General features: G+C 39.7%; 27 protein-coding genes and 3 pseudogenes. 8 read left to right on the top strand and 22 right to left on the bottom strand.

Features of this window, described 5'->3' with window-relative positions; all coding sequences use genetic code 11:
* On the bottom strand, positions 1-222 hold the full coding sequence (locus tag B0B05_RS00145; protein WP_072997379.1) for a DUF2795 domain-containing protein: 222 nt from the start codon (positions 220-222) through the stop codon (positions 1-3).
* A gap of 121 nt (positions 223-343) precedes the next feature.
* On the bottom strand, positions 344-1,372 hold the full coding sequence (locus tag B0B05_RS00140) for a GDP-mannose 4,6-dehydratase (protein WP_076781297.1): 1,029 nt from the start codon (positions 1,370-1,372) through the stop codon (positions 344-346).
* A gap of 119 nt (positions 1,373-1,491) precedes the next feature.
* Between B0B05_RS00140 and B0B05_RS00135 the strand changes: the two genes are divergently transcribed.
* Both B0B05_RS00135 and B0B05_RS00130 read left to right on the top strand, forming a co-directional pair.
* On the top strand, positions 1,492-2,283 hold the full coding sequence (locus B0B05_RS00135; RefSeq protein WP_076781295.1) for a DUF2797 domain-containing protein: 792 nt from the start codon (positions 1,492-1,494) through the stop codon (positions 2,281-2,283).
* 43 nt (positions 2,284-2,326) lie between these two features.
* Positions 2,327-4,339, top strand: coding sequence for an AsmA family protein (locus tag B0B05_RS00130; RefSeq protein ID WP_076781293.1), 2,013 nt, complete (start codon positions 2,327-2,329; stop codon positions 4,337-4,339).
* A gap of 10 nt (positions 4,340-4,349) precedes the next feature.
* Here the strand turns inward: B0B05_RS00130 and B0B05_RS00125 are convergent, their stop codons facing one another.
* The 5 genes from B0B05_RS00125 to B0B05_RS00105 form a co-directional block, all read right to left on the bottom strand.
* Positions 4,350-4,688 carry a hypothetical protein gene (locus tag B0B05_RS00125; RefSeq protein WP_076781292.1) on the bottom strand — a complete coding sequence of 113 codons (339 nt, stop codon included), beginning with the start codon at positions 4,686-4,688 and terminating at the stop codon, positions 4,350-4,352.
* Positions 4,689-4,824: 136 nt separating this feature from the next.
* Positions 4,825-5,085, bottom strand: coding sequence for a hypothetical protein (locus B0B05_RS00120; protein ID WP_076781290.1), 261 nt, complete (start codon positions 5,083-5,085; stop codon positions 4,825-4,827).
* A gap of 105 nt (positions 5,086-5,190) precedes the next feature.
* Complete coding sequence (locus B0B05_RS00115) at positions 5,191-5,802, bottom strand: hypothetical protein (RefSeq protein ID WP_076781289.1); 612 nt, start codon at positions 5,800-5,802, stop codon at positions 5,191-5,193.
* Positions 5,802-6,179 carry a hypothetical protein gene (locus B0B05_RS00110; protein ID WP_076781287.1) on the bottom strand — a complete coding sequence of 126 codons (378 nt, stop codon included), beginning with the start codon at positions 6,177-6,179 and terminating at the stop codon, positions 5,802-5,804. The genes B0B05_RS00115 and B0B05_RS00110 overlap by 1 nt, the downstream gene beginning before the upstream one ends.
* A gap of 102 nt (positions 6,180-6,281) precedes the next feature.
* Positions 6,282-6,671 carry a hypothetical protein gene (locus B0B05_RS00105; RefSeq protein ID WP_076781285.1) on the bottom strand — a complete coding sequence of 130 codons (390 nt, stop codon included), beginning with the start codon at positions 6,669-6,671 and terminating at the stop codon, positions 6,282-6,284.
* A 210-nt stretch (positions 6,672-6,881) separates the two neighbouring features.
* On the opposite strand from B0B05_RS00105, the gene mfd reads away from it, so the two are divergent.
* Positions 6,882-10,229, top strand: coding sequence for a transcription-repair coupling factor (gene mfd / locus B0B05_RS00100; RefSeq protein ID WP_076781284.1), 3,348 nt, complete (start codon positions 6,882-6,884; stop codon positions 10,227-10,229).
* Between the two features lie 219 nt (positions 10,230-10,448).
* Positions 10,449-11,756 (top strand): RCC1 domain-containing protein, encoded by a 1,308-nt coding sequence (locus B0B05_RS00095; RefSeq protein ID WP_076781282.1) that lies wholly within the window; start codon positions 10,449-10,451, stop codon positions 11,754-11,756.
* Between the two features lie 227 nt (positions 11,757-11,983).
* On the opposite strand, the pseudogene B0B05_RS17310 reads toward B0B05_RS00095, so the two are convergent.
* Positions 11,984-12,127: pseudogene (locus B0B05_RS17310) on the bottom strand (IS91 family transposase); the annotation flags it as partial.
* On the bottom strand, positions 12,090-12,527 hold the full coding sequence (locus tag B0B05_RS00085) for a site-specific integrase (protein ID WP_262488131.1): 438 nt from the start codon (positions 12,525-12,527) through the stop codon (positions 12,090-12,092). The pseudogene B0B05_RS17310 and the gene B0B05_RS00085, both read right to left, overlap by 38 nt.
* A 310-nt stretch (positions 12,528-12,837) precedes the next feature.
* Here B0B05_RS00085 and B0B05_RS00080 point away from each other — a divergent pair, with 310 nt between their 5' ends.
* Complete coding sequence (locus B0B05_RS00080; protein WP_076781279.1) at positions 12,838-13,752, top strand: AraC family transcriptional regulator; 915 nt, start codon at positions 12,838-12,840, stop codon at positions 13,750-13,752.
* 183 nt (positions 13,753-13,935) lie between these two features.
* Entirely contained in the window at positions 13,936-14,460 is a 525-nt protein-coding gene (locus tag B0B05_RS00075) for an HXXEE domain-containing protein (protein ID WP_076781277.1), read from the top strand.
* A 246-nt stretch (positions 14,461-14,706) separates the two neighbouring features.
* Here B0B05_RS00075 and B0B05_RS17305 read toward each other — a convergent pair.
* The 5 genes and pseudogenes from B0B05_RS17305 to B0B05_RS00055 all read right to left on the bottom strand — a co-directional run.
* Positions 14,707-14,829, bottom strand: a pseudogene (locus tag B0B05_RS17305) (IS91 family transposase); the annotation flags it as partial.
* 142 nt (positions 14,830-14,971) lie between these two features.
* Complete coding sequence (locus tag B0B05_RS16855; protein ID WP_262488130.1) at positions 14,972-15,250, bottom strand: phage integrase N-terminal SAM-like domain-containing protein; 279 nt, start codon at positions 15,248-15,250, stop codon at positions 14,972-14,974.
* Between the two features lie 354 nt (positions 15,251-15,604).
* The gene (locus B0B05_RS00065) at positions 15,605-16,330 is read right to left on the bottom strand and encodes a helix-turn-helix domain-containing protein (RefSeq protein ID WP_076781275.1); all 726 of its coding nucleotides are present in this window, start codon (positions 16,328-16,330) and stop codon (positions 15,605-15,607) included.
* Positions 16,305-16,742: a tetratricopeptide repeat protein gene (locus B0B05_RS00060; protein ID WP_076781274.1), complete on the bottom strand. Its 438-nt coding sequence runs from the start codon at positions 16,740-16,742 to the stop codon at positions 16,305-16,307. Before B0B05_RS00060 ends, B0B05_RS00065 begins: the two co-directional genes overlap by 26 nt.
* Before the next feature lie 98 nt (positions 16,743-16,840).
* Positions 16,841-17,245, bottom strand: a complete 405-nt coding sequence (locus tag B0B05_RS00055) for a hypothetical protein (RefSeq protein WP_143745914.1) — start codon at positions 17,243-17,245, stop codon at positions 16,841-16,843.
* Positions 17,246-17,708: 463 nt separating this feature from the next.
* Here B0B05_RS00055 and B0B05_RS00050 point away from each other — a divergent pair, with 463 nt between their 5' ends.
* Positions 17,709-18,518 carry a hypothetical protein gene (locus tag B0B05_RS00050; RefSeq protein WP_143745913.1) on the top strand — a complete coding sequence of 270 codons (810 nt, stop codon included), beginning with the start codon at positions 17,709-17,711 and terminating at the stop codon, positions 18,516-18,518.
* Positions 18,519-18,525: 7 nt separating this feature from the next.
* Positions 18,526-19,089 carry an aminoacyl-tRNA hydrolase gene (gene pth, locus B0B05_RS00045; protein ID WP_076781269.1) on the top strand — a complete coding sequence of 188 codons (564 nt, stop codon included), beginning with the start codon at positions 18,526-18,528 and terminating at the stop codon, positions 19,087-19,089.
* A gap of 65 nt (positions 19,090-19,154) precedes the next feature.
* Here pth and B0B05_RS00040 read toward each other — a convergent pair whose 3' ends face one another.
* The 8 genes and pseudogenes from B0B05_RS00040 to B0B05_RS16505 all read right to left on the bottom strand — a co-directional run.
* Complete coding sequence (locus tag B0B05_RS00040) at positions 19,155-19,790, bottom strand: carbonic anhydrase family protein (RefSeq protein WP_076781267.1); 636 nt, start codon at positions 19,788-19,790, stop codon at positions 19,155-19,157.
* 47 nt (positions 19,791-19,837) lie between these two features.
* On the bottom strand, positions 19,838-21,433 hold the full coding sequence (locus tag B0B05_RS00035; protein ID WP_076781265.1) for a SulP family inorganic anion transporter: 1,596 nt from the start codon (positions 21,431-21,433) through the stop codon (positions 19,838-19,840).
* A gap of 185 nt (positions 21,434-21,618) precedes the next feature.
* Positions 21,619-21,915: a hypothetical protein gene (locus B0B05_RS00030; RefSeq protein WP_076781264.1), complete on the bottom strand. Its 297-nt coding sequence runs from the start codon at positions 21,913-21,915 to the stop codon at positions 21,619-21,621.
* A gap of 14 nt (positions 21,916-21,929) precedes the next feature.
* Entirely contained in the window at positions 21,930-22,595 is a 666-nt protein-coding gene (locus B0B05_RS00025; protein WP_076781262.1) for a carbonic anhydrase, read from the bottom strand.
* A gap of 138 nt (positions 22,596-22,733) precedes the next feature.
* On the bottom strand, positions 22,734-23,297 hold the full coding sequence (locus tag B0B05_RS00020; RefSeq protein WP_076781260.1) for a serine acetyltransferase: 564 nt from the start codon (positions 23,295-23,297) through the stop codon (positions 22,734-22,736).
* 9 nt (positions 23,298-23,306) lie between these two features.
* Positions 23,307-24,458 carry a glycosyltransferase gene (locus B0B05_RS00015; RefSeq protein WP_076781258.1) on the bottom strand — a complete coding sequence of 384 codons (1,152 nt, stop codon included), beginning with the start codon at positions 24,456-24,458 and terminating at the stop codon, positions 23,307-23,309.
* 9 nt (positions 24,459-24,467) lie between these two features.
* Entirely contained in the window at positions 24,468-25,421 is a 954-nt protein-coding gene (locus B0B05_RS00010; protein WP_076781257.1) for a ketoacyl-ACP synthase III, read from the bottom strand.
* Positions 25,422-25,514: 93 nt separating this feature from the next.
* Positions 25,515-25,853, bottom strand: a pseudogene (locus B0B05_RS16505) (IS5/IS1182 family transposase); the annotation flags it as partial.

The raw sequence follows: 25,853 nt of genomic DNA, 5'->3' as shown, positions 1-25,853 counted from the left end.
TTAATATTCGTCTTCGTTCCAAAGGAAATCCTCATCCGTTGGATAGTCAGACCATACTTCTTCTATAGAATCATAAATTTCGCCTTCGTCCTCGATGGCTTGCAGGTTTTCCACAACCTCCATAGGAGCGCCGGTTCTGATGGCGTAATCGATCAATTCTGCCTTGGTCATCGGCCAAGGTGCATCACTTAAATAGGAAGCTAATTCTAATGTCCAATACATAATTAAATTTTTTGCAAAAGTAAAAAATTAGGTGATATTTTATATATTTTTCTACTGATTTTCAATAATATTTAAAAATAATCTTACATTTTATTTTCGATATTATTTTCCCACCAGTTTATTAATCCCGATTTCCCAAAAACCATTCCACAAATTTTTTTATGCCATTTTGGAAGTTTGTGGTGGGATCATAGCCCAAAAGTGACGGGGCTTTTTGGATATCAGCATTGGTTTTCAGGACATCGCCGGGCTGCATTGGCAGATTTTTTTTAAGGGCTTTCTGGCCTAAGGTATTTTCTATGGTAGAAACCATTTCATTAAGTGTAACGACTTCACTTTCTCCCAGATTAACGATTTCATAAGTTTTACCGTGGTTTTCCAGGTACTTAATCGATTTGACAACACCATCTATAATATCATCAATATAAGTATAGTCTCTGGCTGTGGAACCATCACCATAGAACGGGATTTCCTGATTTTCCGAGATCAGTTTTGTGAATTTGTGAATGGCCAAATCCGGCCGCTGCCTTGGCCCGTAAACGGTAAAAAACCGAAGCTGGATCATATCTATATCATAAAGATGATGATAGACATGGCCCAATATTTCCCCCGATTTTTTAGTTGCCGCATAGGGCGAAATTGGCCGGTCTACATTATCGGTTTCGGAGAATGGGATTTTTTCATTGTTACCATAAACACTTGATGATGAGGCGCAAACAAATTTTTTGATCCCAAATTCTTTACAGAGTTCCCAGAGATTCATCGTGCCACGGATGTTGACCGCCTCGTACTCCAGAGGCCGCTCAATAGAAGGCCGAACGCCGGCTAATGCTGCCAGATGAATGATTAGATCAATCTTATGATTTTTGAAAATCTCCGTAAGGCCATCTTTATCCCGGATATCCTGATAGTAGAGGGTGTAGTTTTCTGTTTTTGTATCTTTTGTAACTTTTTGAATATCAGTCTCTTTATCCTGAAATGGGAAAGCTGTGTTTGCTCCTACAGATTCCAGCGTATTTTTGATCTTGATTTTATAATCATAAAAGTCATCGTAGTTATCAATATTAATGACAGAATGTCCGTTTTTCAAAAGATGTTCTACCAAATGAGAACCTATAAAACCGCTTCCTCCGGTAACAAGATAGTTCATAACATGTAATGTATGGCGAAGATAAGCATTAATGAAAAAAGTTATTGATTTTATCCTGCTTTTTTGGTTACATAGCTCGTATTTGCCTACTTTTATTCAAAATATAAAAATCCTATCTGATGCACTTCGCAGGACAAATTCTAAAAATGATTTCCCAAAACGGAAAACCCATCCAGTATTACCTTAATCTCAAAAATGATTTAATTAATATGAATCAGCTTATTGGGAAAGAGCTAAACATCAGGCATATTGGTTACGAATGTGTTAACTGCGGAAGCGACGAAAAAATCTACCGCATGGGTTTTTGCAAAAGGTGTTTTTTTGAAAGTCCTTATGCCAGCAACACGATTATCCGCCCGGAACTTTCTACGGCGCATCTTGGCATTGCTGAGCGTGATCTCGAGATAGAAAAAGAGATACAGTTGGTGCCGCATATTGTGTATCTTGCTTATACAGGCGATGTGAAAGTAGGTGTGACAAGAATTCATCAGATCCCAACACGTTGGATTGACCAGGGTGCAACATTTGCTTTGCCAATTGCGGTTACCAACAACCGTTACGAAGCCGGAATGATAGAGATGGAACTCAAGAATCATTTAGCCGATAAGACCAATCCCAAAAAAATGTTGATGGATGATTATGAAGATACTATAGACCTGATTGATTTCCGCGATAAGGTTGCAGAATATTTCCCCAATGATTTCAAAAGATTTGCCGTGAGCGACGAGAATGTGGTAAAGCTGGATTTCCCTTACGAGAAACCGGAGAAAATCAATGTATTTACATTAGATAAAAAACCGGATTACAGCGGCGTGCTAAACGGTATCAAGGGCCAGTATCTTTCTTTTGAAGGCGGCGATTTTATTAATATCCGTGGTCACGAAGGTTATGTCATAGAACTGGATGTATAAATTTGGAATGGTTTTTAGTCCAATGTAGGTAATTAAAATACGGATGAAAAAATCATTTAAAATTCCGCTTATTATAGCTGGCTGCCTGCTTGGATTGTTCCTGATCGTCAACCTTGCATTTAGCCTTTGGCTCAAATATCAGCTGCCTGATTATCTTAAAAGCAAAACACCATACGGGATCACTTATCAATCCTTGGATGTATCTGTTCTTACCGGCGGCATCTCTGCCAATAAAATAATGGTGAAAACCAAACAGCCTGACAATCCCTATATCCTGGCACTGGACGGGACTTTGCAAAACCTGAAAATCAGCAGGTTGGGAATTATCCAATTGCTTAAAAACAAGCAGATTGATGCTAATACAATATTGCTCGATCAGCCAAACCTAAAAATCAGGCTCGCTCGCTCAAAAAATAATAAGTCAGAGGAAGATCTGATGCCTTTTATAATCAAAAATATTGGACTTAAGAATGGTAATATCATAATCCAAAAATCGGATAAATCACCTCTGTTTTCTGCAAAAGCTCTGAACCTGGATGTTAAAAACCTGTCACTCAACCAAATTCCAGACGAACTTCCGTTTGCGCTAGATGCTTTGGTAATCAATGCAAAAGATCTGTACTCTAGGATTAGCCCTGTCTACGCAGTCTCTATGGCCGAAATCAAGACAGATAGTGAGAAATTGCAGATGAATGATTTTGAACTGAAATCTGTTCCGGACTTCAAAACATGGGAAAGCCAATTTAAAAATCAAAAAAGCCTCTACAATATCACAGGGAAAAGCCTGGTGTTGGCTAGTCTGGCTATTGGTAAAAACAAACTGGCTCTTAAGGATGCCCAGCTCATTTCGCCGGAAATCATTATTCGCAACAGGAACCAATCTGTCCAAAAAGCCCTTAAATCCAAAAAAACTTTTGAACTGAATCTTGATAATATCGCATTGGTGAATGCAGCGGTTTCAGTTCTCAAATCTAATGGAGAAAAATCGTTGTCGGTAAATGAGCTGAATGCGAATGTCAAAGGTTTTTTGATGAACAGTGAGACTGCTAACAATAAATTGCCTTTTTCTTGGGAGGATTATAACATTACAGGGAAACGTTTTTTCTATGATGCAGGTAAGTATTACCATCTTACTATGGCTAGCTTTCATACGAATCCTTCGGAAATAGATATCGAATATTTTAAAATGGTGCCCAAAGTCACGCGCTCAGAATTTGTCAGAATGATCCCGATGGAAAATGATTTGTTCAATCTTTCGGCAACGCGTGTCCATTTATCCGGCCTCCAGTGGAAATTTGAAAAGGATCAGCCTGATGTTCTTGTGAACTATGCAAAATTCACGCAGGTGGATGCTAATATTTTCCGCAGCAAAATCCCGAAAGATAATCCCAAAGAAAAACCATTGTACTCAAAATTACTGAGGTCAATCAAGTTCCCGCTTCTGGTAAAGAATCTCGACCTGGTACAGTCTAAGCTGGTGTATGAGGAAGATAAACCGGACACCAACGGTCCGGGGAAAGTTATTTTCACGCAGTTTAATATGAATGTTAAAAACATCAATTCCAATAAACGGAAAGGTGAAAAAACAGAAGTGCCCATTGCCATCCATTGCCGTTTTATGGATGCTTCACCAATGCAGGTCAACTGGAATTTTGACACTGCCAACAGGCACGATGATTTTACAATCAAAGGCTCTATAGGGAAGCTGCCAGCGGCGGATATTACGCCTTTTATCAAGCCTTATATGAATATCACTGCAACAGGGATAATTGCCAGCCTCAATTTTAATTTTAGAGGTAATAACGACCGTATGACAGGTACTTTCAGAATTAAGCATAAGGACCTGAAGGTTAATCTTCTGGACAAAGACACCAAAAAGAAAAAAAATATCCTGTCTGCGGTGGCCAATCTTCTCGTGAAAAAAGATTCTGAGAAATTCCCGGAATTTGTGGATATTGAGGTCGAAAGAAACAAGCAGCGATCCTTCTTCAACTTTTACTGGAAAGGTATAGAAGACGGCCTCAAGAAAACGTTGCTTGTTATAAAAGTCAGTTAAGAAAAAAAGATTAGAAGTCAAATTCCTCTTTTTCTTCTGTAGGGATGGCTTTAAGGAACTCGTCAAACTCCGGACCGTCATAATTGCTGCTGGCACCGTACGAGTCTATAATCATTGCTTTGTTGCCATAGGTGTCTTCTACAAGGTACAGCGCAGCATTATCGTCTGGGTCGCTGGCGCCTTCAAAGCGGTATACGCGGATGATCTTGAGATCTTCAGCATTGTAGGATTTTTCGGTTCCGGAAATGACAAATTTTTTGTTGTCATTCATCCTTATTTCGTCTGTTATTCCTCTTTCTCTCAGTTTTTCCATTACCTGAGAAAGTGTAAGCATAGGTTTAGGTGTCATAATAATTTAGATTTGATACTATAATCCAACAAATCATGCACCAAAAGCAAAAGACTTTGCAAAAAATGCAAAGTCTTAAAAAAATAAAAGTTATGAAAAATTAAATCATCCCTCTCTTCTTCACAGATTAGGAAAATTATTGGTTTACCTTATAACGCTTGTCCGGTGTCCCGTCTTTTTTCAGCGTTTTTGCGGCTTTGTATCGTTTGTCCGGTGTTCCGTCTTTTTTTAGTTTTACCTCTGCTTTTGCAGCTGTTTTTTCAATTTTGGCATCAGCTTTTTTTGCCTGTTTCTCGGTTTTTTGAGCGGTTTGCTTGGCTACGGCTGGCGCAGCAGTCTGTGCAGATGCTAAGCCAAGGCCCAAAGTAAGCATCAACGCTGTTAATAAATTTTTCATATCAGTCTGATTTGTAATGTTTGATGAAGCAAATTTATTCTAAAATTTGAATAAACTAAAATTTAAAATGATTTTAACCAGAAATTATAACAACTTAAAAACGGCTTAAAAGTTAAACCGATAAGCTAAACTGAAATTAAGGAGTATTGCGTTGGAATAAAAATCGGCAATGTCTGGATTTTGGTTTCCGATCTTTGCATTGTAAAAATTGAGTCTGGTGCCAAAAACAATCTGCTGAAAACCTTCTGCATCTATGGTGTAGATGGCTTTTGCTCCAAAATTGATTCCGCCGTTGCCTTCGGAGAAATTCCCGCTGCCAGAGAGATAAGGGCTCTTCATCCGATAGGTGCTGTAGCCCAATAGTTCTTCTATAAAAAAATTATCTGTAATCTTATCTTTGTGAAAAAGATACCAGTCAAAGTTATTCATCGATGGTGCGCCCAGATATCCAAACAGTTCCGGCCGCTTGATATTGGCCAAAAAATAGGTGTACTCTACACCCAGGCCAAAATTTTTGTAAATATTTGCATTGGCTCCAAGCCCGAATCCGTAAAAGTATCCGATTGATTCCTTTAGAAAATTATCGCCTAACGCTGTCATTATTTTAAAATGAGGATCGATAGAAAACCGTACATTTTCGGTCCAGGTCTGTTTCCTTTTTTGAGAGAATGCCAATATCGAAATTAATAAGAGAAAAGTGGTGCCGTATTTTCTCATTATTTCAGTTCAATATTATTAAATATGACATAAGTAACGCCATCAGGGATCTCTATAGCCAAAGAATCGGCAGATAGCCTGCAGCCTTTAGTTTCTGTAGAAAATGATTTTATTTTATACTGTTTCAGCTGAAGTTTATAGATGCCTTTGTCATAAGGGCCGGCCAAAACAAAATTACCATTGTCTTTGGGATAAGTTTCTGCAATTATTTTCCCGTCTTTTACAAGATGAATGGGATCCTGAAGGAATTTAGCATCAGAGTAGCTGATTGTTCCTTCTGCATAGGCGCGGAAAATCTGCGTATCATCATCTTTACATTGTGCTGTAGCCAGAAGCAGCAGTATTAGTAAACTTATGATATGTATTGCAGATTTCAAAATTGACACATTTTATCGGGCAAATTTAACATTTTTAAAATTGTGCAGAAAAAATCCCGCCTCTTATATAGAAACGGGATGATTGATTAAATCTTATATTAATTATCTTGTACAGTTGGCAGTCCAGGTTTTGCCGTCTTTCAGATAAGCAATTTTAAGAGTGTTATTGTCAATTCTGATGTATACGGTGTCATTAGCTCCCACACTTACCAGAACGTTGTCACCTTTTTTCTCAAACTCAACATCATTGATGTTTGGGATATTATCAGAGAACGCAAAGTTATACTTGGTTCCGCTGGCAACTTTGGTTACAAAAACGCTTCCGTTATCCACTTCTTTTGTGGTGCTTCCGGCATTATAAGTAATCCTGCCTTTATAAGTGCCGGCAAAAAAATCGTTGTCTACAGGATCATCATCCTTGGAGCAGGACGAGATAGACAATAGTGCAAAGGCGAATATAAAAGCGCCTAGAATTCTGAATACATTTTTCATAATATTTTATTTTTTACGTGCCTTCCAATTTCCAAACTCTGCAATAAATTTTTCTCTGTTATAACCGAAGTTTTTAGGCGATCGAAGAGTCTTGGTTTTAATTATAAAAAATGACGTAAATTTGCATCGTCATACGGTTCCGGATTTTTTTCGGAATCGCTTTTGCGTTTATATCAATTATCAATATTTTCAGAGATTCAGTCCCTTAGAATGGAATTAAAAAAAATCAATCAAAATCTTCTTCCAGATCTTTTGCAAAAGGAATTCGGGAAAGAGATTTTCTCACAAATATCGGATCATCAAAATATATCTGTAAGGGGAAGTGCGGGTTCTGCAGTGTCAATTTTTGCAGCAGAGCTTTTCCTGACGCAGAAGAAATCAGTGCTTTATCTAATCGATGATAAAGAGGAAGCGCTCTACGCCAATGCAGAAATGGAGGACCTGCTGGGTAAAAACCAAGTGCTCTATTTCCCGGCGACACATCTGGAACCTTATGAGGTGGAAAAAACACAAAATGCCAATCTGGTGCTGAGGACCGAGGCGATTAATAAAATTAATGCGAACCAGTCGCCTAAAGTAATTGTCGCTTTTGTAGGGGCTTTGGCTGAGAAAGTTCTTAAAAAAGAAGATTTTACAGCTATTTCCCACCATATCAAAGTTGGCGATCAGCTGGATTTTGATTTTGTGGATGAACTATTGAACCATTACCATTTTAACCAAACCGATTTTGTGTCTGAGCCAGGGGAATTCTCTGTGCGTGGCGGGATTGTGGATGTTTTCTCTTTTTCTAACGAGAAGCCTTACAGGATTACGTTTTTTGGGAACGAGGTAGAGAGCATCAAGACTTTTGATATAGAGACACAGCTTTCTGTTGATAAGATCGATGATTTTCAGTTGGTGTCCAATATGAATTTTTCGGTTTCCGGTAGCAAGGTTTCCTTATTTGAGATTCTTCCGCGGGATACTTTTGTAGTTTCAAAAAATCTGGATCTCGGCTTCAGTAAGATTGATAATTTTTACGACAAGTCACTGGCGAAATTCGAAACGTTAAGCAAAGAAATCAAACACCGGACGCCTCAGGAACTGTTTGTGTCGGAGGACGAATTTTCCGCTGGTATCAGTCAATTCAAAACCATCGACTTCAGCCCTAAGACTTTAAAACTGGCCAAGCCAAAGGCCATAGAGCTGAACCAGACCCAACAGCCGAGTTTTCACAAAAATTTTCAGCTGCTGATAGAGGATCTGGAAGAAAAACAGAATCAGGGCTTTGATACCTGGATTTCGTTTTCTACAGAAAAGCAGAAAGAGCGTCTTCAGTCGATTTTTGAGGAGTTGGAGCACGAGCTGCCCTTCAAGAGTTTTAAGTCAGAATTGCATGGTGGTTTTGTAGATCTGGACAACAAAATCCTTGTATATACAGACCACCAGATCTTTGACCGCTACCAGCGTTATCAGGCCAAAAACACCTTTGCCAAATCGGAACAACTCACGCTGAAAGATCTGATGTCGCTGAAGGTGGGGGATTATATTGCCCATATCGATCACGGTATCGGGAAATTTATGGGATTGGTAAAAGTGAATAATGACGGTAAAATCCAGGAGTGTTTTAAGCTGTCGTATAAAAACGGAGATTTGCTTTATGTGAGCATCCATTCCCTGCATAAGATTTCAAAATATAACGGCCCAGATGGTAAGGAGATTGTCCTCAGCAAACTCGGTTCGCCAGCCTGGAAGTCACTGAAGCAGAAAACCAAGGCTAAAGTTAAGCAAATTGCTTTTGACCTGATTAAGCTCTATGCCCAGAGAAAAACGGCAAAAGGCTTCCAGTATTCACCGGATTCTTACCTTCAGAATGAGCTGGAGGCGAGTTTCCTGTACGAGGATACGCCTGATCAGGAGAAAGCGACCGTAGATGTTAAAAAAGATATGGAAGATGAAGGCGTGATGGACCGCCTGATCTGTGGCGACGTGGGTTTTGGTAAGACCGAAGTAGCGATTCGTGCTGCTTTTAAGGCAGCTACGGATGGCAAGCAAGTGGCTATTTTGGTTCCTACAACCATCCTGGCATTTCAGCATTACCGAAGTTTCAAAGAACGTCTGAAGGATTTTCCTGTCAATATTTCTTACCTTAATCGGTTCCGGTCTGCCAAGCAAAAGTCAGAAACGCTCGCCGGGCTCAAAGACGGGAAAATAGATATTGTAATTGGGACCCATCAGCTGGTTTCTGATAAAGTGAAGTTTAAAGATCTGGGCTTGCTGATCATCGACGAAGAGCACAAATTCGGGGTTTCGGTTAAAGATAAACTCAAAACCATGAAAACCAATGTTGACACGCTCACACTGACTGCTACGCCAATCCCCAGAACTTTACAGTTTTCATTAATGGCAGCGCGCGACCTCTCGGTGATCAAAACGCCACCACCCAACCGGCAGCCTGTAGAAACCAGTATTATCGGTTTTAGCGAAGAAATACTGAGAGATGCCGTTTCTTATGAATTGCAGCGCGACGGGCAGGTCTATTTTATCAACAACAGAGTAGAAAACCTGAAAGATATTGCCGGCCTGATCCAGAGGCTGGTGCCGGATGCAAGAGTGATTACTGGGCACGGGCAAATGGATGGTAAACAACTGGAACAGAATGTCCTGGATTTTATGGAAGGGAAATACGATGTATTAGTCTCCACAACCATTGTAGAAAGCGGGGTAGATGTACCTAATGCCAACACAATTTTCATCAATGATGCCCAGCGTTTCGGGATGGCCGATCTTCACCAGATGCGGGGGAGAGTAGGGCGAAGCAACAGAAAAGCCTTTTGTTACCTCATTACGCCGCCATTTGATATGATGACTTCGGATGCTAGAAAACGTCTTGAGGCTATCGAGCAGTTTTCAGATCTGGGAAGTGGTTTCCAGATTGCAATGAAGGATCTGGAAATCCGCGGTGCAGGCGATCTCCTGGGTGGTGAACAAAGTGGATTCATCAACGAAATGGGTTTTGAAACCTATCAGAAGCTAATGCAGGAAGCATTGGAAGAATTAAAAGATGACCAGGATTTTGAAAGCCTTTTTGAAAACGAAGAAGAGCGGCAAAAACTATTCAACTCGGTAAAAGAAGTTAATATTGATACCGATCTGGAACTGATGCTGCCGGATTCTTACGTTTCCAGCACCGAGGAAAGATTGCTGCTTTATCAGAAACTGGCTGATATCAACAATCCAAAAGATCTGCACCGGTTTGAAAATGAACTGAAAGACCGTTTTGGCAAACTTCCCGAAGAAGCGGTGAACCTGTTGAAATCTGTAGAGCTCAAATGGCTGGCTGCCGATATAGGCTTTGATAAACTGGTGGTGAAGAATAAAGTGTTCCTGGGCTACTTCCCGGCCAATCCACAAGATAAGTTCTACCAGAGTGAGAAATTTAAAAATATCATTACCTACCTTACGCAAAATCCTTCAGAAGCGACGCTGAAAGAAAAAAACAACCAGCTGATGATGAGGAAAGATCATGTGAAAAATGTAGATGAGGTGAATCTGGTACTGTCTAAAATGTTGAGATAAACTTAAATTCTCAGAGAGTATAGCGATGAATTGGCCTTGTTGCCTGAAACTGGGATTTATTGTTAAAAATACATTTTTGGTTTTGTATGGCGTTGATTATTAGTTGTTTGTTGGTAGTGTTTAATTGGCTATATTTACAGAAAACCTCACAACTCACATAGTATAAATCATTACCAGGCTCAGTTATTTTGCAGCATCAATTTTAAAATTTTATAAATTATGTTGCAAAATGTATTTTTTGGAAAACGAGGACAATCATTAGTCAGTTTGCTAATGTTTGTGCTGGGTGTTATGGCTAATGCCCAATGTTCTTTAACAGGCTGGAAAAAATTCTCTCAGACAGAGCAGTCCAGTATCGCTGTCAAAGAAGACGGTACGATATGGATGTGGGGTAATAACACAAATGGTATCAAGGGTGATGGCACCAATGGAGGCTTGGTAAAGCATCCTACACAAATCGGAACCGCTTCTGATTGGGTAGATATTGCTGCAGGCCGTTTTTTCGCTTTAGCACTCAAAGCTAACGGTGACTTGTATGGCTGGGGAGATAACGTTAATGGCAATTTGGCTATTGGTAATAATACAGACCAATATGCCCCGGTAAAGATCGCAGAAAACGTTAAGTCTTTCTCTGCTGGTTATCACCACACGACAATTGTAAAAACCGATGGTACATTGTGGGGAGCAGGATACAACGACTGGGGAGGCCTTGGCATAGGAACCAGTCAGGTATCTTACAATACTTGGCAGCAAGAGTCTTCTAAAGCTACAGACTGGGCAAAAACTTCCGCAGGATATTATAATTCTTTTGGTATTAAAACCAATGGAACACTTTGGTCTGCCGGCACCAATTTAGAAGGGCAAACAGGTACCGGAGCAACATCTGGTGAATCTGATGTTTTTATACAAGTGGGAACAGATACCAACTGGCAGGATGTTTCTTGTGGCGTTTACCATGTATTGGCTCTTAAAACAACCGGGAAAGTTTTTGGTTGGGGATATAGTGCTAACGGGAGATTAGGAATCGTCGGTGCAGGTGCTCAGTATTTCAGAACACCACAAGCTGTAGATCCAGCTTCTACTTATAAGCAGATTGCAACATCATGGGATGCTTCTGCATTGATAAAAGCAGATGGCACATTTTACGCTATGGGTGCTAACCACAATGGTATTATTGGCAGTACAGCAGGTGATACCAATAATCTTGCACCACAACAGGTAGGAACAAGCAACAACTGGAAAAATTTGGCCTTAAGAGTTGGTGGTTTCCACTTTGGCGCGGTTCAAAATGATGGTTCTCTATGGGCTTGGGGTGCAGATAATCTTTACCAGTTAGGCAATACAGATGGTACAACAGCAGATAGCTATGTACCGACTCAGGTAACTTGTGAAGATGGGCAACTGGCTGTGAGCAATGTTTCTGCCAATACAAAAATTACTGTTTACCCAAATCCGGCTAAAGATATGATCCAGATCAAATCTGCTCAGAAATCTGAAGATGTCAAAATCTATTCTGCTAATAACTAAGCTTTCGTTTTGTCTGCAAGACAAGAAATGAAAGCCCGTTGAACGGAAGCTCCGGTGGCTTTTCAGCAGTATGATTGTCCTCTTATGGGGATGTCGTTTTTAGAATTTAGAGGTACAAAGCAGTTTTTTCAGAAGGACTGCTTTTTTTGTGGCGTTTGGTAGCCTTTGGAAGTGGTTTCTGCGGGGTTTTACCGGCTGTAGGGCACAGCTTCCCTTACCCGCAAAGGTTATTTCGCAGACAAAGGTTGGGTAACGAAAAGAAAATCCTGCGGCGGACCGCGCTGCCCGAAAACAGCAATGGTAACCAGGTTTCCCTCCTTGCAGCACCGGCATTTATTGAGCAGCGTTTTGGGTGTGAAGCTTGATATTTCTTACTTCCATACAGCGCAGTCCGCAACCGTAGATCAGGCTGATGAGCAGTTTATGCTTCAGGAGTTCAGCACTTTGAAGCAATCGCCAGATTTCTTCACGGCTTAAAATAGTGGGAAGTTTTTTCACCTTTGGAATCGCGGGAAGATGGAGGTAGCTGTAAGGCAAGCCTTCGGTTTTCAGCAAAAACCGCAGTCCGTAAACGGTATGTTTAAAGTACGACTGAGAAGGGGTTTTTGATCGCTTTTGAAGTTCAAAAAGGTAATCTTTGATGTCTTCCGGGTCTAATTCGGTAGGGACTTTACCGAAATGAAGCGCCAAGGCTGCAACGTGACGGGAATAATTGTCGAAGGTACGCTTGCTTCTGCCCAGGATGGAAATATTTCTTTCGAAGCGTTGCAGAAGTTCGGCAAAACCGTTAACTTCGCTCGAGGCACGATTCAGGAATTTGTTGGTCCTTAAATCCTCCGGAGATTTTTTTTTGTAGCCATTTCATGAGTTTTTAAAAGGTTAATAAAAACAAAGTTACTAAAACGGCGAATGGGAAAAGCTACCGGAGGTTTAGTTCAACATTGTATTGCAAAAAGCGGGGTTGAATGTTATATGCGGTAGTTTTTTTTGTTTAATTTAATTTTGTTTCAGTAGAACAGAAGTGCATTTTAACCCCGCCTTCTGCAATACTTTTTCGTTAGCTGCAAGTTAGAACAACCACATGATTGACAAAGAATATAAATACAGAATAAATAAAGTAATAGACCACATTGAGAAAAATTTGGACAGTGATTTTACATTGGAAGAATTGGCAAATGTTTCAAACTTTTCAAAGTTTCATTTTAGTAGAATATTTCAAGGTGTAACCGGAGAAACACCATTTCAATTGATTCTTCGACTTCGACTGGAAAAAGCAGCATCTTTGTTAATTCATGGGAACGATTCTATATCAGGGATTTCTTGTAAATGTGGATTTAAAAGTTTGCCAGTGTTTTCAAAAAATTTCAAATTTCATTTTAATGAATCCGCTTCTTCTTTCCGAATTAAGAATAGCAATTTGAATAAAGCGAATAGCATTAATGATAAACTCAATAAAAAATCTTCCATTTACATTTGTAATCAAACAAAATCAGTTAAATGGAAAGTTAATATGAAAAATAACGAAAATATTGAAGTCAAGGAATTACCAGCAATTCCAGTAATTTATTTAAGACATATCGGACCATATCAGGGAGATGCAGAATTATTTGAAAGCTTGTTTAGCAAACTTTTTGCTTGGGCAGGCTCCAAAGGACTATTGGACAGTAACGAATTTCGGACAGCAATTGTCTACCACGATGATGTAACCGTTGCAGACAAAAGCAAATTAAGGACAAGTATTTGTTTGACTGCACCAGAAAACACCAAAGTAGATGGTGAAATTGGGAAGATGGTGCTTGAGAAAGGTAAATATGTCGTAGCAAGATTTTCACTGAAAGCAGACGAATTTCAAGAAGCGTGGGATTGGTTAATTGGACAATGGTTTCCATCAAGTGGGTATCAACCTGACGATAAAGCTTGTTATGAATTATATCCTGATGAACCAGAAAATGGAATTTTTAAAGTAGATATTTGTGTTCCTGTAAGGAAATTATGAAATAAATTAATGAAAACCAGCAGCTAACATTGTGTAGCATTAATGGCGGGTAAAGCACGTTCCGCAAGGTTCATTTCCCGCATCAGCCATCTACTGGCTTGAAAGGAGATACGCCCGCAATCCGCCACTAATGCTACACACACCGTTAGCAGAAAGTTTGTAAACACTATACGAAATTAAAAAATGGATTTTGAAATATTAATAATGCTACTTCCGATAATTTTTATGATTCATGATTTTGAAGAAATTATATTTTTCAAAAAATGGATAGAAAAAAATGAAAAAGAATTAATATCAAGATTTCCAAAAATTGGTAAGAAGATTTCTTCTCACTTAAATAAAATTTCCACAGCATCTTTTACTGTTGGAGTAGCTGAAGAGTTTTTGATAATATCGATAGTTACAATATTATCTTTAGTAACTAAAGAGTATAATTTATGGTATGGAATATTTATAGGATTTTCTTTACATATAATAGTTCATATCATTCAATGGATTATTTTTGGTAAATATATACCTTCAATAATAACATCATTTTTAGTTTTACCTTATTGTTTATATACATTTTTAAAAATTAACAATCAAGAAGTTTTAAGTATTAGTGATCAAATTGTTTGGGGCATTTTAGGTTTTATACTTGTTGTCGTAAACTTAATTTTTGTTCACTTTCTAATTTTAAAATTTGAAAAAAATATTCAAAATAAATAAAACCTTCTGCTAATAACTAAGCTTTCGTCTTGTCCGCAGGACAGAAGATGAAAGCCCGTTGAAAGGAAGCTCCGGTGGCTTTTCAGCAGTAAGATGGTCCTCTTATGGGGATGTCGTTTTCAGAATTTAGATACACAAAGCAGTTTTTTCGGGAGGACTGCTTTTTTGTGGCATTGGGTAGACTTTGGAAGTGGTTTCTGCGGGGTTTTATTGGCGGTAGGGCACAGCTTCCCTTACCCGCAAAGGTTATTTTGCAGACAAAGGTTGGGTAACGAAAAGAAAGTCCTGCGGTGGACCGCGCTGCCCGAAAACGGCAATGGTCACCAGGTTTCCCTCCTTGCAGCACCGGCATTTATTGAGCAGCGTTTTGTGTGTGAAGCTTGATATTCCTTACTTCCATACAGCGCAGTCCGCACCCGTAGATCAGGCCGATGAGCAGTTTGTGTTTCAGGAGTTCAGCACTTTGAAGCATTCGCCAGATTTCTTCACGGCTTAAAATAGTGGGAAGTTTTTACACCTTTGGAATCGCGGGAAGATGGAGGTAGCTGTAAGGCAAGCCTTCGGTTTTCAGCAAAAACCGCAGTCCGTAAACGGTATGTTTAAAGTACGACTGAGAAGGGGTTTTTGATCGCTTTTGAAGTTCAAAAAGGTAATCTTTGATGTCTTCCGGGTCTAATTCGGTAGGGACTTTACCGAAATGAAGCGCCAAGGCTGCAACGTGACGGGAATAATAGTTAAAGGTACGCCTGCTTCTGCCCAGGATGGAAATATTTCTTTCGAAGCGTTGCAGAAGTTCGGCAAAACCTTTAACTTCGCTCGAGGCACGATTGAGGAATTTGTTGGTCCTTAAATCCTCCGGAGATTTTTTTTTGTAGCCATTTCATGAGTTTTTAAAAGGTTAATAAAAACAAAGTTACTAAAACGGCGAATGGGAAAAGCTACCGGAGGTTTAGTTCAACGGTACTTTGGTAAAATCAGCTACAGTGGAAAACGGTTAGGCTCTTAATGTTTCTGAACTTCCGGCTGGAGTTTATTTCATCAAAACACAAAACGATGCTAAAGGAATTAAATTAATCAAAAAATAATAAGTTCCTGATTTAACGCAAAACGCCTGTATCACAAGATGCAGGCGTTTTATTTTCTCTTAATTCGTTGTTTCCAAATGACCAGCGGAATGTTGTTCTTTTTTGAGATTTTCTATAAAATAGGATGGCGGGATGCCGGCAATTTTTTTGAAAGTCGTGGTAAAAACTTCCCTTGAAGAAAAACCGCATTCCTCAGCCAGGTAGCTGGTTTTATACTCTCTGTATTTTGGTTTTTCATACAGTTGCTTGATAATATAGTTGATCCGGAGGTCATTGATATACTCGCTAAATGTCTTGTCTTTATATTGTTTCAGGATATTATTCAGATATTTGGAATTGGTGCCCAAGTAGTTGGCCAGATATGCAAAGTTCACATCCTGTTTTGTGAAACGGTTAGAACTTTCAAATTTTTCCAGTCGTTTGAGAATGGTTTTCAAAGTGTCATCAGCAATATTGACGCTCGCTTGGTTTTCATCTTCTGCCTTTTGTACTTCAATAGGCGTTTCTGTGATTGCAGTGTTGCTTGCCTTGAGGTTGTCTATGATCGCTTCATATTTTTTCTTTAATTTTTTCTTATGAAAAAGCCACAGGACCAATGCAGTCACAACGATCAACAGAACTGTTATACCGGCAAGTAGAAATGCCGTTTTGACCTTCTGGGAATAGTTGTTTTCATTTTTTTTAATAATCTGTTTTACAGGCTCTTCTACAGCTTCTTTTTCCACGGTATTGATGCTGTCATTGATTTTAGAATACAGGTCAAGGTACTTTTTGGGATGTTTCATTTTTGCCGGCGCCCAAATAAGCTTTTGCAAGTACCATATAGCCGACACGCCTGTTATAAGGCATACTGTAAGACTTTTCTACCGCAAGCATTTTTTCGCCAAAGTCAATGGCTTTATTATAATCTTTGCCTGCATTGTAGAATTCTAAGAGACATTCATAAAGATTAATTTTGGTGTCAGTTCCTACCTTGTAGTTTTCGTTTTCGGTATCTTTGAGTGCTGCGTCATAATACTGTTTTGATTTTTCCAGGTTTCGGTCGGGGTTGTTGCTAACTTGGTAAAACATTCCCAAATTGGTATTGATGGAAACCAGCATGTCCATTTTCTTACTCAGCGGGATGTCCTTACCATGATTACTGATTTTCTCAATTTCGGTTTTGCTTTTCAGAAGATAAGTGATGGCTTTTTCCAAAGATGATCCTGATAATAGGGTGCGAGGTTAAAGTAGATGAATCCAATTTCAAAAAATCTAGCATCATCATTATCAATTTTTTTGGCGTATTCCAGAGCTTAATCATAAGCACCAATAGATTCTTTATACAATCCAAGGTTGGTGTACAGCACCGCTCTGGTTGAGAATACAGAGGATAGGATTTTGTAATCTTTTAGCCTTAGCGCGATCTCTTCAACGGTTTTTGAGACTGCCAGTGCTTTTTTGTATTGGTATAGTCTGGCATAACACAGCATGATGCCTTTTTGTGCCATCAGTTCACTCTCTCTGCAGTTTGATTTCTTGGCTAATAGAGCAGCGTTTTGGAAGATCTGTATGCTTTTCTGAGATTCTTCCTTCTTGTCCATTGCAGTCGCTTTGTCTATCAGAAGGTCTACTTTTTTATTTCCGGGGCAAGTGACCGTGTTTTGTGCAGAATACAGAGTGGCTGTCAAAATAAAAAAAAGTATAAATATTGATCTCATTCGGTGTTTGTATTGTGAATAATAATTATTTTTTACTTGGTTCGAAGAACTTCCTCTTATTGTTGTTTTATTTTAAAATTATCAAATATACAATCTTATCAAATCTTGATTTCTAAGTTCTGTAATTAATTACAGAATTGATATTCAATCTGTGTTAATATAATTATTTGGTTAACAGTTGTTTGGGTGTATTTTTTTTAAAAAATTTCAGTGCAGGAAAATATTGGCGTGTAGGATTCATTTTCCTTAAATAAAAACCAATAATCCTCCGAAATCAATACTCAATATTACCGCCTTTTTTGGTTGATGAGTGGGGATTTTTGTAGATTTTATAAATTTGAAATGTCCTATTTATTTAAGCGAAATTATTGTTGGCATTAATGGGCTGCGTTATCCACAGAATTTCCAATTGTTGTTATCATTTGGCTTTAATAATTTAAATTTGCAACAGAAAAAACAATTAATGAAATATTTACAACGTTACTGGCTGGCTGTTTTAGCACTTTTATCTATCGTGTCCTGCACTTCTGATCAGGATACAAATGGGGATCTACTGCATAATATCTGGTATGATTTCAATACCAAACAGCTACAAAAAATTGAGGCCCATCTCAAAGATGATACATCAGGCGTGATTGAGACAGAAAGTTATTCCTATAATTATGACGGTTTCAAATTAGTGTCTTATACAGATCAGGATGGTAATTTGACAGTATTCGAGTATAACACAGATAATAAAATTGCAAAGATGACAGGAGATGGTGAGGTTTCTGTTTGGGAGTATTCCGGGGGCAATGTTTCGAAAATTACCACTACTTTACAAGATATGGGTACCATATCGTCTACTTATACTTACACTGGAGGCAAATTGTCAAAAATAGAGTTTGTTCATGATTATACCTTGTCTTTTCCGGTAAAATCATACATCGCGACAGTGTACGATTATGCCGGTGCTAATGTCTCGAAGTCGATTATCAGTTCCGGGATTTATAATGCATCCGGTACACTTGTCATGAGTCCGGAAGTACAAACTATTTCTTACACTTACGACAACAAAAAGTCACCTTATCTTTTGTTACCCAAAGAGTATATCCTGCTACTTTCAGGCCTCGGTCCACAGGGCGGCGCCTATTTGTCAGGTAATAACTTTGTAAAAGTATCCATCTCTGACGGCACATCCACAGAAGATATGGAGTTTTCACACGACTATGATAAAGACGGTTACCCTCTAAAAAGTACCGCCGGCGATCAATATATTAAATATACCTACTAAAAAAATTATGAAATATCTTATTGTCGGGATCGGCAACAAAGGAGAAGAATATACAGAAACACGCCATAATATTGGTTTCAAAGTGGCAGAGGAGATTGGCAGGAAGATAGAAGCTCCCTTTCAGTCCTCTAATTTTGGCCTGATGGCCGAAGGGAAATATAAAGGCCGTAAGGTATTTGTGCTGAAGCCGGATACCTATGTAAACCTTTCCGGGAACGCGGTGCGCTACTGGATGCAGAAGGAAAATATTCCGCTGGAAAATATTTTGGTAGTTACTGATGATCTTTCCCTACCGTTTGGGACACTCCGGATGAAAGCCAAGGGCAGCGCGGCCGGCCATAACGGGCTCAAAAATATTGAAGCTGTTCTTAATACCAGCCAGTACGCAAGGTTGCGATTCGGGATCTCTGCCGAATTCAGCCAGGGCCATCAGATTGATTATGTCTTGGGCAGATGGACGGAGGAAGAGCAGGAAAAACTCTCCGAAAGGATCCGGAAGTTTGCAGAAGCGGCGTTGTCATTTGTTTTTGCAGGAGTCAATAATACCATGTCGTCATACAATGGTAAGTAAATAGGTAAGCCGGATAAATCAATTACCCGGCCTACCACCCTAACTTTATGAAGAAAAAAATGTTCCTATAACCAGGTCACCACACCGGTTTCCACACAGTAATTGGCACCCACAATTTTTATTTTACCTTCTTTTTCAAGGTTTCTGAGTGTGGTGCTGTTATGTCTGATGTCTGCCAGTGCATGCTGAACATTGTGATGGTTCAGCCTTTCCAGCAGATCTTCGTTTTTTGATGACCTTTCTTCACCTTCTTTGATGATCTCATTAATAATAGGATCAAAATGATAAATCAGGTGGTTGAGATTATCCATCCCAAGTCCCTCTATTTTTGCCGCATCCAGACCGCCCTTCAGCGCGCCACATTTTGTATGCCCTAGGACAACAATCAGTTTGGATCCCGCCACATTACAACCAAACTCCATAGAGCCAAGGATATCCTGGTTGACAAAATTACCGGCGATTCTTACGCTGAAGATATCACCCAATCCCTGATCAAAAATGAGCTCTGCCGAGGTACGGCTGTCGATACAGCTAAGAACTACTGCAAACGGCCACTGGCCCTCGCGTGTGTCGTTCACCTGTTCCAGCAGGTTTCTGTTGACTTTTAAGTTGTTGACGAAACGGGCGTTGCCTTCTTTTAAATAATCAAGGGCTTTATCTGGTGTTATGCTTGTTTGTGTTTCTAATGTATGTGCTTTCATTAATTTAATATTTAAAGAATTTGTTTTGTGATTATACTGTGATCATTTTACATGGCTCTCTTATGATTGACAACCACGTGGGAATCTTCGTCGCGGGCATAATCCCCATAAGAAGTTTTGAAACCCAGCAATTCTACATGTATATCTTCTTCTCTTGCCCGTACATTGGCAAAATCCTGAATCATTTCCAACACATCCATTGTGATGTAGGAAGTGGTTTTGGCATCAATAATGACTTTTGAGCCGGCTTTTACATTTTTCAGCGTTTTCTTGATCGCGGCCTTATTGAGGAAAGACACTTCTTCCGCCAGCTTAATAGTAATTTCGTCTGCGTCATTCAGCGTTTCCCGGCTTAGATAGTAAGCCCGCTTCATGTTACCCTGTAGGATGTAGATAATCGATATTAATAGACCTATACCCACACCTTTCAGCAGGTCAGTTGCTACAACGGCTACCACGGTCGCTACAAAAGGGATAAACTGATACTTTCCGTTGTGCCAAAAATGTTTGAAAGTGGCTGGCTTCGCCAGTTTATATCCTACAAGAATCAGAACGGCCGCCAGCGTTGCCAATGGAATCATATTCAGAACCATTGGGATGGATAATACACAGATGAGCAATAGGATACCGTGTATAATAGCGGATACCTTAGACGTAGCACCGGCGTTGGCATTTGCAGAACTTCTTACAACAACTGATGTCATGGGCAAACCGCCAATAAAAGCACTTACAAGGTTACCAATCCCTTGCGCCTTAAGCTCAAGATTGGTATCGGTAATGCGCCGTCTTACATCCAGCCTGTCCGAAGCTTCTATACAAAGCAGTGTCTCTATAGACGCAACAATGGCAATGGTTGCTCCGGTTATCCACACTTTTGGATTGGTAAATCCTGCAAAATCCGGAAATATAATCAGGTTTTTAAATTCTTCTGCAGTACTTGGCACCGGCAGTGTTACCAGATGTTCCGGCGATACAGCAAGAGAACTTCCGCTCAGCTTAAATAGTTCGTTGATAAGAATTCCTGCGATAACGGCAACCAAAGCGCCTGGCAAAAGTTTTAACCTGCGCAGAACGGTTACATGGTCCCAGGCTAACAATATAGCAAGAGAGATCAGCGTAATGACGACTGCACCCGGATGGATGGCAGAAACCAGTTCCGAAAAATAACCGAAATTAATACCATTGTCAAAAAGAGATTCGTGGCCTTCATAATCTTTATCAAATCCTACAGCGTGCGACAGCTGCTTAAGAATGATGATGATACCAATACCGGCTAGCATCCCCTCAATAACGTTATTAGGAAAATAATTGGAAATACTTCCTGCGCGGATAAAACCTAAAATCAATTGAATGATTCCGGCAATAATACCTGCACACAGGAAAAGTTCAAAAGCTCCAAGATCGCTGATAGCCACCAAAACGATGGCGGTAAGGCCTGCAGCAGGGCCGGAAACCGATATACTGGAATTGCTTATAAGTCCTACCACAATACCACCTACAATTCCTGAGATGATACCTGATAATGGTGGTGCGCCCGATGCCAGTGCTATACCAAGACATAGTGGCAATGCAACCAAAAAGACCACAAGGCCGGACGGAAAGTTTTCTTTGATTCCTCCAAACAAAGATGTTGTTTTTTTCATAATATCGAAAATAATAAGTGCGACATGCAACTGCCTGACCTAAAGGCAACCGCAAAAAATAATAACGGATGTAATTGAACTGAAAAGCCAATTATTGTGTAATGAATAGGAACGGCATTGTAATGCAGGTATTGGAAAAATACCGCAATCGCTGTTACAGCGTTCCGTAAAGAAGATATGAAAATTTAGGCCTCTGGAGGAGGGGAGAAAATGCTGAGAACAGGCGGGAAATACAGAGCTGATCCCCGGCTAACGGTGATTTTTTTAGGAGTAGTAGTTTCACAAAACTTCAGGAAATCATGGATGTCCAGAGTTTTTGGAAGTGTTTTTTCAAAATTAACGAGCGTGTTACTGGAATGTGTCTCTTCTTCATTGATCACCACATTGGTACGTGGCAATTCCCAACCCAGTATGGCAGCAATACCTGGTAATGCTGTAAAGTTGAGAAAGACCGTCAAAGTGATGATGCTCCAGTATTTCATAAATAGTTCCGGACTTATTTTTTTCTGCTCATTACCCAGTCTGAGTTAGTCAGATTATAAATCTTTTGGATGTCTTTTAATATTTTTTCAAAATCAATTTCCTGGTCGATGATTTTCCCAGTTCTAAGGTCAAAAACCCAACCGTGAACTACCGGAAATTCTTCTAAAATATAACGTTCCTGAACGCAGGCCATTTTGATAACATTGATACACTGTTCCTGAACATTCAGTTCAACCAGGCGGTCATAGCGTTTGCCTTCGTCTGTTATGGCATCTAGTTCTGCCTGATGCAGGCGGTAGACATCCCGAATATTTCTTAACCAGGGATTCATTAAGCCCAAATCCTGAGAAGTCATCGCTGCTTTTACGCCACCACAGTTATAATGGCCGCAGACAATAATATGGTTAACTTTCAGATGCTCGACAGCGTATTGGATGACAGCGGTGGAGCTCATATCCAGCGTATTGATGACATTAGCGATATTCCTGTGGACAAAAACCTCGCCTGGCTGTGCACCAATCATGTCTTCTGCTGTTACACGGCTGTCTGAGCAGCCGATATACAAATATTCCGGGTTTTGGGTTTTTGCCAGCTGGTGAAAATACTCTGGGTTTTCAGAAATTTTAGATTCTACCCATTTTTTATTATTTTCAAAAATAGCTTCGTAGGATTTTGCCATAGGTCTAATTATTAAAAATTGTTTAATTTATTTTCTAATTCAATAGACTCAATCAATAATTATACAAATGTAATTGTTTCGGATTTAAAATCATCATATTTAACATTCTTTTAATATTGATAAAAATCAGACACTTCTTTAAAACTGAATATCTATTTTATTGTTGATGTAACCTTCGGTAGCTGTAGCCCTTGCTGTAATGGTACACGGATTTCCAATAACTACAGAATTGGAAGGCACATCTGTATTAACGTAGGCATTGGGTGCGATCAGTACGTTACTTCCAATCATGATATGGCCAACGATCACAGCATTTGGCCCGATCCAGACCTCATCGCCAATCTTAGGTGCGCCTTTATTCTTTCCGCGGTTAGCCTGAGCTATTGTCACGCCCTGGGCAACATTGCAGTTGCGGCCAATAACTGTTTTGGGGTTAATTACCACATGTCCCCAATGCCCCAAATAAAAACCTTCGCCAATCTGTGTTTCCGGATAGATCTGGAAACCATATTTGATTTGGTAATGGCGGAGCAAAAGTCTGTACAATAATCCTAAGAGTGGTGTTCTGTGAAATTTTTGTGCTTTTCTGAAAAGATAAATATAGTGCAGATTGGGGCTGAAACACTTTTTGAGGATTTGTAAACCGGATAAATACCGGCCGCTCTCTCTGTAAAAATCTTTCTGAATGGTAGAATAGCTCATGATGTAAAATTAGGGATTATCAATGATTCGAAGGATAGCTTTCACCGAATTTTCCAGATCAAAGGGCATCCTGTAATTCTTCAGCTGATGCTGATATCCGGAAAAAGATTCCGGCTGTGTAAGAGCTTGCTTCATACCGGTGTAGATTCCCTCTTCAGAATTGTCGGTGATCAGACCCAGCTGCCCGTTCTGCAGCATTTCATCTACGCCGGACACCCGCGTGGCGATGATATTCTTTTTCAAGGTTATGGCTTCAAAAAGCACTGTTGGGAAGCCTTCGTAGCGTGAACTGAGTACAAAGTAGCCGGCCTCCCTGATGTAGGGATAAGGATTGTCTGTAAAACCGAGCATCGTGACGCTGTTATCAAGGCCAAGATCCGATTTGAGCTTTTTAATGTTTTCAAAATCGTAACCGTCGCCAATAATCAGGATGTTATGTTGAAGGCCTTCTTTTAATAATTTTTGATGAACCCTCAGCAGGCGGTCAAATCCTTTTTGAGGAAATACGGTGCCTACCGAAACAAAAGTGGGAACAGAGGCGTCAAAATCGTAATGAAGGACTGGTGCCTTTGATTTAATTAGAATTTCATCGGTGTCCAAGGGATTGTAAATCCGTATAATTTTATTGCGCTCCTGATCATTTTTGGCCAACGAAAAAAATGTATCCTGAATCTGGTCCGAAATCACCATAATGGTATCAAAACTAAAAAATTTTCTGATCTCGTCATCAGAATAATGGTAAGATTCTGTTTTTTTGAGGTCGTTATGGATCCAGACGATTTTTTTAGAGGACTTAATAGGCGAATTCAGGATCTCATCGCGCATCCCGTGAATAGCCGCGATTTCAAGATCATATTTTTTGCCTTTCAGGATGCCGTTATACAGCAGTTTTGGGAATTTCTTCAGCACAGCCTGATAAATCTTGCGGTAAGCTTTCTTAGGAAGATCCTGCAGCCTGTTGGTAGTGATCATTTCACCTTGGTTCAGATAGATAATATTAATCCATCCCGGGACATCATTCAGGTACTTTCCGGAGTGCAGGTTCAGGAGCAGGTCTATCTCGTAGTGCTGTGGTGGGATATTTTTAAGAAAGGTGACCAGCACTTTTTCGGCGCCACCATGACGCAGAGAACCGATGCGGATAAGTATTTTTTTCTTCAATGTTTAAGTCTAATATTCAATAATACTGGCGGCCCACGAGTAGCCGACACCAAAACCAACGACCATCACAAGATCGGCCTTGTTTAAACGCCCCTGTTCTACAGCCGATTGGATCGCAATAGGAATGGTCGCGGATACGGTATTTCCCACATTTTTCATATCGATAAAGAATTTTTCTTCAGGGATATGACAAAGATCCCTCAAATAATCCAGCATATAGGTATTGGCCTGATGAAATATGAAAAGATCAATGTCGGCAACCGTCAGGTTATTTTTGGCGAGGTTTTCTTTTACAAGAACAGGGACAGCTTCCACAGCAAATTTAAATATTTTTGGGCCATCCATCAAAAGGGTTGGATGCATACTATGACCATTTCTGGCACCGCCTGCTTCTACAATCAGGTTGTGGTAACCGCTGCCATCTGACCCTACCGAGAACTGAAAATCTTTTTTGGATACATCTTTGGAAATGACTGTTGCAGCTGCACCATCACCAAAAATGGTACGGTTAGACTTATCGGATGGCTTAAGGTATTTGGTATAAGTTTCTGAGGTTACCAGTAAAACATTGTTGGCCAGGCCAATGGAAATAAGGCCTTTGGCAAGCGACAAGCCATAGACAAAGCCAGAACAGCCAAGGTTGAAATCAAGGGCGCCTACTTGCTTGGAAAGGCCTAGCTGGTTCTGCAAAATGCAGGCGGAGGAAGGCAAAAGATAATCCGGGCTTTGGGTACAGAAGAGGATAAAATCAATCTTGGATCTATCATAGGAGAGAAACAGTTTTTCGCAGGCTTTGTAAGCCAGGTCAAGGGCAGTTTCTGATTTTTGGGTAATGTGCCGCGTTTCTACACCAATTTTGGATTTTATTTTCTCAGCGCTCCATTCTGGGAATTCCAGGGAAATGTCATCATTGGTCAATACTTGTTGGGGGAGGTAATATTCTGTTGCTGCAATAGCGATCATAGAGGAGATGTTTCTTGTTTTTACAAAGATATATGATCTCAATAAAATACTATGCTAGGAATATCAAAATTGATAAAAATAACTAGTCATTCCTTAAAAAGCTAATTTTTCATTTTGAAAATTATACTTGCCTAAGAAGATTTTGAGAACAACTTCGAGCCAAAAAAGAATTTGTTGTTTGATTTGGTTCAATCTCATCTTCAAATTGTATCCAATCCCTGCTAATAGGGCGTTATGAATATCTCCAGCCACTCCTTTAAGGAAGTTTAATCCTAAGGAGTGGTTTCTTTTTAAATGTGAAATACAGGGTTCTATTGCTGCTCTTGCACGGAATCTTAATCTTGCAACTTGCTGCCCATATCTTGTTTTTTCTTTTTTTGTGGGAAGCAGAATTAAGGTGCCTTCTACTTCTTTGATTCCTCTAAATCCTCG

The sequence above is a fragment of the Epilithonimonas bovis DSM 19482 genome (assembly GCF_900108115.1).
In the GTDB taxonomy this organism is placed as follows: Bacteria; Bacteroidota; Bacteroidia; order Flavobacteriales; family Weeksellaceae; genus Epilithonimonas; species Epilithonimonas bovis.
The sequence above is the reverse complement of the archived record's forward strand: the minus strand, read 5'-3'. Positions and strand labels throughout refer to the sequence as shown.

Coding starts and splice junctions, on each gene's coding strand:
- B0B05_RS00075 (WP_076781277.1), top strand. CDS start 13,936: ATGGATTTTGAAATATTAATAATGCTACTTCCGATAATTTTTATGATT.
- B0B05_RS00095 (WP_076781282.1), top strand. CDS start 10,449: ATGTTGCAAAATGTATTTTTTGGAAAACGAGGACAATCATTAGTCAGT.
- B0B05_RS00055 (WP_143745914.1), bottom strand. CDS start 17,245: ATGAGATCAATATTTATACTTTTTTTTATTTTGACAGCCACTCTGTAT.
- B0B05_RS00050 (WP_143745913.1), top strand. CDS start 17,709: ATGAAATATTTACAACGTTACTGGCTGGCTGTTTTAGCACTTTTATCT.
- B0B05_RS00080 (WP_076781279.1), top strand. CDS start 12,838: ATGATTGACAAAGAATATAAATACAGAATAAATAAAGTAATAGACCAC.
- B0B05_RS00120 (WP_076781290.1), bottom strand. CDS start 5,085: ATGAAAAATTTATTAACAGCGTTGATGCTTACTTTGGGCCTTGGCTTA.
- mfd (WP_076781284.1), top strand. CDS start 6,882: ATGGAATTAAAAAAAATCAATCAAAATCTTCTTCCAGATCTTTTGCAA.
- B0B05_RS00035 (WP_076781265.1), bottom strand. CDS start 21,433: ATGAAAAAAACAACATCTTTGTTTGGAGGAATCAAAGAAAACTTTCCG.
- B0B05_RS00020 (WP_076781260.1), bottom strand. CDS start 23,297: ATGAGCTATTCTACCATTCAGAAAGATTTTTACAGAGAGAGCGGCCGG.
- B0B05_RS00140 (WP_076781297.1), bottom strand. CDS start 1,372: ATGAACTATCTTGTTACCGGAGGAAGCGGTTTTATAGGTTCTCATTTG.
- pth (WP_076781269.1), top strand. CDS start 18,526: ATGAAATATCTTATTGTCGGGATCGGCAACAAAGGAGAAGAATATACA.
- B0B05_RS00010 (WP_076781257.1), bottom strand. CDS start 25,421: ATGATCGCTATTGCAGCAACAGAATATTACCTCCCCCAACAAGTATTG.
- B0B05_RS00025 (WP_076781262.1), bottom strand. CDS start 22,595: ATGGCAAAATCCTACGAAGCTATTTTTGAAAATAATAAAAAATGGGTA.
- B0B05_RS00065 (WP_076781275.1), bottom strand. CDS start 16,330: ATGAAACATCCCAAAAAGTACCTTGACCTGTATTCTAAAATCAATGAC.
- B0B05_RS00135 (WP_076781295.1), top strand. CDS start 1,492: ATGCACTTCGCAGGACAAATTCTAAAAATGATTTCCCAAAACGGAAAA.
- B0B05_RS00105 (WP_076781285.1), bottom strand. CDS start 6,671: ATGAAAAATGTATTCAGAATTCTAGGCGCTTTTATATTCGCCTTTGCA.
- B0B05_RS00115 (WP_076781289.1), bottom strand. CDS start 5,802: ATGAGAAAATACGGCACCACTTTTCTCTTATTAATTTCGATATTGGCA.
- B0B05_RS00145 (WP_072997379.1), bottom strand. CDS start 222: ATGTATTGGACATTAGAATTAGCTTCCTATTTAAGTGATGCACCTTGG.
- B0B05_RS00030 (WP_076781264.1), bottom strand. CDS start 21,915: ATGAAATACTGGAGCATCATCACTTTGACGGTCTTTCTCAACTTTACA.
- B0B05_RS00125 (WP_076781292.1), bottom strand. CDS start 4,688: ATGACACCTAAACCTATGCTTACACTTTCTCAGGTAATGGAAAAACTG.
- B0B05_RS00130 (WP_076781293.1), top strand. CDS start 2,327: ATGAAAAAATCATTTAAAATTCCGCTTATTATAGCTGGCTGCCTGCTT.
- B0B05_RS00040 (WP_076781267.1), bottom strand. CDS start 19,790: ATGAAAGCACATACATTAGAAACACAAACAAGCATAACACCAGATAAA.